The 7,481-nt window shown below is 61.6% G+C and carries 3 protein-coding genes and 2 pseudogenes; all 5 read right to left on the bottom strand.

Going from position 1 to position 7,481, the window contains the following annotated elements:
• Positions 1-53: 53 nt before the first annotated feature.
• Positions 54-977 (bottom strand): AAA family ATPase, encoded by a 924-nt coding sequence (locus WKW79_RS36430; RefSeq protein WP_340340102.1) that lies wholly within the window; start codon positions 975-977, stop codon positions 54-56.
• Between the two features lie 12 nt (positions 978-989).
• Complete coding sequence (gene dpdG, locus WKW79_RS36435; protein ID WP_340340103.1) at positions 990-1,871, bottom strand: protein DpdG; 882 nt, start codon at positions 1,869-1,871, stop codon at positions 990-992.
• Entirely contained in the window at positions 1,868-4,402 is a 2,535-nt protein-coding gene (gene dpdF / locus WKW79_RS36440) for a protein DpdF (protein WP_340340104.1), read from the bottom strand. Before dpdF ends, dpdG begins: the two co-directional genes overlap by 4 nt.
• 26 nt (positions 4,403-4,428) lie before the next feature.
• A pseudogene (dpdE, locus tag WKW79_RS36445) lies at positions 4,429-7,362 on the bottom strand (protein DpdE); the annotation flags it as partial.
• 16 nt (positions 7,363-7,378) lie between these two features.
• A pseudogene (locus WKW79_RS36450) lies at positions 7,379-7,481 on the bottom strand (IS5/IS1182 family transposase); the annotation flags it as partial.

Genomic DNA, 7,481 nt, shown 5'->3' on the forward strand with positions numbered 1-7,481 from the left:
ATCCTCATACCCCCGCCGCTTAAAAAAGCAGCAGGGTAGGCTGAACACCCGGGTCAAATTTGAACCGGCACAACCCTCACAGGTGGGTCAATTTTCGGCCGGCGCCAACACCTGAAGGTCTCGGTGAACCCGAAAACGCTGCGCAGTGCTGGATCGAGAACTTCCTGAAGGATTTCGGCGGCGCGTCCTCGGTCGGCACCGTCGTTGCGGGCCAAGAGGTTCAGCGCGCCGTTGGTTTCTTGGGGAAAATCGTTGATGGGGGCGTCCGATGGCGGTTCGAGGTCTCCCGCATGGAAGCGTCGATCATCGGGATCACCGGTGCCCTCCAGGCTCGAACGGATGATCCGGATCAGGACAGTCTGAAGCCAACTGTCGCGCACCTGCGCGTCACGCACGATCGTACGGACCTTTCGGGCAACGTTGATGCGCGCGACCTGATCCCGTGCAACACGATTGGCTTGCACGGCCTCCTGGAGATTGCGCGCATAAGACTCCAACTCTTCGCCCAGCGTGGCCGCAAGCAACTCCGCGGCCCGATTCTCCTCCATGGCGTCGACGGCGCGATTGAGATCCCGCTTGATCGTGGCATAGGCCTCGCCGCCCAATGGCTCCAGCATGCGCTCGACCACCTGGCGAAGACTGGCGGTCTTGGGAATGGTTACGATCACCAGCCGATCGCGTTGCGGATGTCGCAGCAACTGCGCCCCCAACCACTTCACCATGTGTGACTTGCCCACGCCTGACGCACCGGTGATGGCAACCAGTACCGCACTGCCGTCGTCGGACGGGCGCATCAATGCGTCGAGCAAGTCCCGCTCGTTGGCCTCGGTCTCCAAACCCGTATGGGCCGCACGTTTGCGCAACGATACGGGCTCATGGACCGCCAGGAGCAACGCGTCGTCAATGGTTTCGGCTTCGGTGCGAAGGCACTCCCGCACATGATCGGCGCTGGGCCAGTAACTGATGAGTTCACTCATGATTCGGCCCCACTACGGTCGAGTGATCCATTGGAAAGTCAGGTCAGGTCGCGGCCCGCTGAAACCGGTCAAGGAAATGGATGCCCCGACGTCCGCCCGGTTCTGCAGCAGGAGTTCGCCTCCCGCGCGCAAGCCCAGCAATGCACGTGATATGGCGGTGGATAACTGCCCCGGTGCCAGGGGCGCGAGTGCGTCGGCGTTAACTTCCTGAAGCACAGCCTTTTGCCAGCGTCCACGATCGATTACCGGCAGCACTTCCGCGAGTCGGTCGACAAAGTCAACCGCCTGCATGTCTTGCCCCGGAGAAAGAATCTCCGGGATCGCATCGCGAACAGCTACGGTGGGATCGATGTCGCCGCCCAGACCTCGACTGAAGCCCAGGAAGTCGGCCCAATGTCGAAGCCCATTCTGGCGGGTGTCGTTTTGCAGCAGACGCAGTGCCTCATTGGAGACTTGCTGCGCTTCCAGCGCTTCGAGTTCGCTCAGACGGGTCTCGAAGGCATTCTGCGCCAGCATCCACGCCAAGCCCCGGGTCAGGTCGGCTGATTTCGCGCTGCCAATGGCCCAGAGGTCGGGGGTGTTGTCTCCCGACATGGACAGGCGGCACACTTCGCGGCGAGTGAACGCGGTGAGCGCGGGCCCGCTGAGCTTCCTAGGGGGACGCGCGCTGGCCGTGATCTCGCCGTCCTTTTCCTGGAACAGGCCCAATTCGATCCAGCGATTCAAGGTGACACGCGCCATCCTGCCCGGGTCGGATTCCTGGAGGGCTGCCGTTGGAGCGACTGCCTCCAACAGAGCCGTGCGCGGGACAGGCTTGGAGGTTGCCAACACCGTGTGGTGCAGCACCATCAGAATGCCAGGCAACCCGTCACTGGTCAGGTTCAGAACCGTCATCGGTTGAATTCCTCTAGAACTTGCGCTTCACGGATATGAGGCATGACTCCGGCCCACGCGCGATCGGGGCGACTGGGATCGGACAGATCCGCTGGAATCAGCAGCACGGTCAACGCGCTTGGCGAGTGCAACAACGCATCCCGCTCTTTCAGGGTGATGGGGCGGGAAGGCCACATCACAATGCGCACCTCACCTTGGCCGCCGTCGAGAGAACTCGCGCGACGTTCGTCCAGGATGTCCACGAAAGTCGCCATGTTCAGTGCATGCACACGTTCCATCGCGACGTCGAACCAGTCGCCAGCCTTAGCGGCGATCACCGTGTGGGGGTTGAGTTGACTGATGAGCGCGGAGACCAGCGCGACATAGCCCGGTGCTCGGGCATGAGCGTGGCGATGGGTCAGCAGATGCGTCCGCCCGCCGCCGATGCCGTCGATGTTGAAAGGGCGTCGACTTACCGGCCGAGGGTCAAAGCGATCAATGCGGTAGACCTGGGGCGGTGAGTAATAGGTGCTATCTGCGCGAACCGGCCAATGCTCGGCACATCCGCCGCAACACGAAGAAACTGGCGCAAAGGCATTGGTCTGGTTGAGCGTGTAGAGCTTGCTCAGGGCCTTTGAGATCTCCTCTTGGCCCCTTGCTACGCGAACCATGGTCGAGACGCCGAGGTCGGATGCCCGGAATGAAACCTTGCGTGCTGCATCCATGCGAGTGTCAAAGTGAGTACGCTGCCGATGACGCAGGTCCCGGATCCCAACCGCTGCGTAAAGAGGTTCGGCGACCGTCTCCACGTCCGCTAGGTCTTCTAGGACCTCCGGTGGTTTCGACCTTAAGCCCTCCAATTCGAGCAACCCAGCCGATGTCATGAGGTTCAGCGTGCGCAAGTTCCAGTCTCGATTGGTCGGCGAATCGACAGAAATCTCCGCGCGCTTGCGACGCAGATCAACCCACACTAGGCTCCTCTCGAGATCCTGACTGACCGGATGGGCAATCATGTTCTCCCATCGCTCGAAGGCCAAGTCGTTGCTGATCAGTGAGTTTCCAGCCATCTCGGTGGCCGCTTTGATGTCTGCGTTCGTGAAAAGTAGCAGACTGGCAGAAGCCCGGCCATCGCGGCCGCTACGGCCGACCTCCTGGTAGAAGCGATCCAAGGACTCCGGCAGGGTGGCATGCACGATCGTACGAACATCGGCCTTGTCCACGCCTAACCCAAAGGCCGAGGTGGCCACCATCCCGTCGATGCGGTTGTGCGCCCATTCCTTGAGCAGGTATTCGCGCTCGGACGGACCTGTGTCTCCTGTGAAACGCTCGATGCGCCCAAATCCGTTGTCGCGCAGCAGGTCCTCAAACTCGCTGGCAATGTCGGGACGGGTCACGTACAAGATAAACGGCCGCGGCGCCCTTTTCAGGACCTCAACGACGAGTTGTCTGCGCTCGGTCTCGTGTGCGCAATGGTGGATTGCATAGCGCGGTTCTGGCCGCAAGTGCACCGCCGAAACCACCTGCGTGTTAGAGGCCGGTCCAAATAGCTTCTGCAAGGTGCTGACAGTCGGGGGCGACAACGTACCGGAGGCCAGAACCAATCGGATGCTGCGACCCGCCCCGCGACTCAGATCGCGCAGATGCCGAACGAGTGCAGGCAGCAATTGGAATTCCGGTCGAAAGCCTTGCCCCCATGTGGCGACCAAATGGGCTTCGTCCACGATCACGTGGGTGAGGCGTCCGGCCTTCGCTGCGAACTCCAGCGAGTCGCGCAGTACGCCTGTCGCACTTTCAGGAGAAGTGAAGAGCGCGCGCTGCGTTCCGTCACGGATCGCACGGTGGACCTTTGCTCTCTCCTCACGCTTTAGACCTCCGTGGTAGGCCAAGGGCGTCGGCTGCCAACTGCCATCCAATCTTTGCAACAACTCTGCCATGCGCCTGGCTTGATCGATGGCCAGGGCCACCGTTGGCACGATCACCAGCGAGACGTGGCCGGCACCTTCCAAAAGTGGCGGCATCTGTGCCAGCAAGGATTTGCCGCTGCCTGTTGGCAAATTGGCGATGAGGGCCACATCGGCCGGCAATTGGATCAGGGCACGGAGCGCTTCGCGCTGGCCCATGCCGGTGTAACTGGTCACGCCGAGGCGGCGCTGCACCACTGGGTCGGCCCGGACAGTCAGGTCCCTGCGCGAAGGCAGGCCCTTGAAGGCATCCGACAAGAGGTCCGCCTGAGCGCCCAGCCAAGGCAATAGGACTGGTTGTGCTCGCACTTCCAGGGCCATCGCAGACTCGTAGGCATCGAATCCTGCTTCCCTCCAGGCCTCTGCATCCGGCCAGGGTGCGACGAATGGCATGGGCCACCATCGGTCGTCACCCAAGGCGGAACGCCACAATCCCCAATGCCGCACGAGAGCGAAAAGGTCGACATGGCGTGCGCCCTTTGGCCCGCTCTGCATCGCATCCCACACGGCCTTGAGGCGCAATTGCAGTTCGCTGGCGCCTTCGGCCGGGACATCCATCCAGTGACGGTCCTGGCGCAGCGGTTGATCCATCACGTCGGCCTCCTGTTTAGCCTCGGTCATCGGTTGAAAGGCGCGTCCTGCGAAACAAAGACGGCGCCTACGCTGTCCAGGCGCAGCAACGGTTGCTGCAGCACCTCCCGCAGTGAGCGATAGAAGTCTTCGTCGTCGGCAAGGTCCTGTTTCTCATGGATGGCTTGCTCGCCCTCCAGGCGCGCGATGCGGGCCTGGCCTTGGGTGGTGCGCAGGAGGTGCTGCCTCTGAGTTGCGCTCACGGCACGCTCGACATGTTCGCGCATTCGCTCCGACTGGCGCACCGAGCGCTCCGCCTTCGTTCGCGCATGCTTGCACAAGAGGTCCCACTCCTGGAGCCAGGTCAGCTTTGCCGCATGTTGCAGTGCTCGCCAGCGCTCCGGGTTCAAGTTGAAATCGGGCCCGGTGGCCGGGCGGCCCCGTCCGGCCTTGTAGTCTTCCAAGACCACTGCTGGCGGATTCTCAAGGATTTCGCCGCTCCCCGATGTCCACACGGTGAAGTAAAGCGAAGGGAGGCTCGCGCCGGCCTGCCGGGCCAGCGCCTGGGCCCGAATCTGGCGCGTGGCCAAACCTTCGGCGGGCGTCGGGGTTTCAGGTTCAACGACAAAGTCGAACCGGAGATACAAGTCAGTCCCACTCGGGTCATTGACCGTATGTTGCGGACGCACGCGCCAGAGGCCAAAAGCGCGACCACGGTCGTCCAACAGGCAGAAGTGCTCCAGGGCAGAAACCATCGGATCACCAACCCGCAGCAAGCGCGTTTCCTTGGCCAGGCAATCCGCCGACCTGGCGCTGCTGCGCTGGAAGACATAGCGGTAGGTCAAGGGGAATTGCGCGCTGCTTGCAGGTGCCTCAACGTCCACCGCCTCGAGGAAGGTGTTGAGGAAACGGCCCACGGGCAGCAACGTATTCTGTTGTCCTCGGTACGCATAGCCGATGCGGAAAATTTCATCGCCATTGCTGCGGGTCGTCTCCGGGCGCCAGACAAAGCGCAAGGCGTCCACGGCCATCGCCCGGAAGGCTGCGCGCCAAGTTCGCCAGTCACTGTCGCATTCGTCCATCGGGTTCATGGCATCGGGGTCAGCACCCGAGAGCGCATCCAGCGCATCCTGCTGATTGATGCGTCTAAGTTCCAGCGCCACGAGTCCGGTTGGGCCTGCCAGTTGCTCGCGGGACGACGCAAAGGCCGCGGGCCCATGCTCCGCCCACTCGTCAATCAAGGCCTGCGTCTTCTCCTCGATAAGGTATTGCAAACTGGCGACGGAGCGTTCAAAAACACCCCAACCACTGCTCAGCAATTCAAACCAGCCTGCTTCATTAGGATTGCCCTGATCAACCAAGACTACCGAGCGGACTTTCTTGCCTTGGCCGAATCGGTCCAGCCGGCCTAACCGCTGTTCGATCCGGTTCGCCGACAAGGGCATGTCGAAATGCACGGCAATCTTCTCACCGCCGTGGAGGTTGACCCCCTCTTCTGCACCTGCGTCGCAGACCAAGATGCGGCATGCGAGAGGATCGGACATGAAGGTTTGCCAGGCGGGGGGCAAATCGGCATCGTCCTCGTCTTCATCAATAGGGTCGAGCGCCAGGGTATGGCGCACGACCCGGGAATCGAAGACGGGTTGGAGGGCCTCAAAAACCTGGTCCGCATCTGCCTCGGCATCACAAAACACGACCACCTGGACAGCGGGTTGCTCCAGCAGTCCTTTCAAAGTGGACGTCAGGGCATCAATGCGCGCCGAATCCTCTCGGACAGCCACGGCCGCGTCGTCGATTTGCGTGGCCAGGCGAAGCGATCCGACGTCGGAAACGCCCAGTCGCCGCATAAGGTCCAACACCCGCACATGCGCACGCGGTTGCACGGCCCACTCCAACATGGCCCTGCGCGCAGCGTGCGACTCTTCGACGTCCCCAAAGACCCTCAGGCGCAGTTGCTCGATCGCATCACACAATGCCACCGTACGAGGGCCGTCGAAGTTCACCCTTTCGAGGCCCTTTCGTTGCATGGTGGCCCAAGGGACGGCCGCCCGACGATTGCGAAGGACACGGCGATGCAGTCGGTAGGTTTCAGACAAGTGGGTCCGCAGAGAATCCAGCGAGGCTTTAAAGGTCTCGTCGTCTTCGTCCGGAAACGACTCGAGCACCTCGCGAAGTTCCGCGATGCGCGTCATCAGGAGCGCGTCATCGCCGAACGCAGCGGCTAACCGGTCCAACTCTTCGGGGAGCGAGTAGAGGTTGTCCGGCACCAACGTGGCGACCAGTTCGGCGATCAGTTGACGCGATTCAAGGCGCCGTTTGAATCCGGCAAGATCATCCAGTGGAAAAACCACTGGGTCCAGCAGGTGCATTACGCGCAAGAATCCGGCGCTATCGCTGAGCACGGGGGTCGCGGAAAGCAAGAGCAATCGAGGAACGCGACGCGCGTGAACTTGCAGTAGGCAATACAAGTCGCTGGACGCCCCTTCAACCTCGCGTGACAAATGGTGCGCCTCGTCCACGACCAGCATTTCGGCTTTAGGCAAAAGACTCGCTAACAGACGGGTATCGTCGTGCGCCACGACAAACACAAAGTCATCGAGCAGCGACTTCATGGCGAAACGGCGCACGAGTTCTTGGCGCCACTGCGAGACCAGGGCCGCCGGCGTGACTACCACGACGACCGCACTGGGGTCATCCAGCACGCATTGGCGGATGATGACTCCGGCTTCGATGGTCTTCCCCAGTCCGACCTCGTCTGCGAGAAGGAACCGCTGGATTGGATCGGTGAGCACACGCCTGACGACATCGAACTGATAGTCCACCAACTCGACGGATGCGCCTAACAGTGCCGTCATGCCATTGGAACTTGAGTGCTGGGCAGACACAGCACGCACAAACTCAGCGCGACTTTCGCTGATAAATGGTGTCTCTGTCGCCTGCGCCACAAGGAACGGCATCGGGTCACGCAGCGGGCGACTCCAACGCGTCTCTAAGAACTTATCCGTAAATTATGTTGACGTCGGCAGGTACCTTGCGGAAGGCAATGATGGCAGCGGCAAGGTGGTTGAGGGCGACAAAGCTGCGCTCGAGTTTCTCGTAG

The sequence above is a fragment of the Variovorax robiniae genome, assembly GCF_037889955.1.
Taxonomy (GTDB): domain Bacteria; phylum Pseudomonadota; class Gammaproteobacteria; order Burkholderiales; family Burkholderiaceae_C; genus Variovorax; species Variovorax robiniae.

Bases quoted from the DNA above. Each gene is read 5' to 3' on its own strand.
- WKW79_RS36430 (WP_340340102.1), bottom strand. From the start codon at position 977: ATGAGTGAACTCATCAGTTACTGGCCCAGCGCCGATCATGTGCGGGAG.
- dpdF (WP_340340104.1), bottom strand. From the start codon at position 4,402: ATGGATCAACCGCTGCGCCAGGACCGTCACTGGATGGATGTCCCGGCC.
- dpdG (WP_340340103.1), bottom strand. From the start codon at position 1,871: ATGACGGTTCTGAACCTGACCAGTGACGGGTTGCCTGGCATTCTGATG.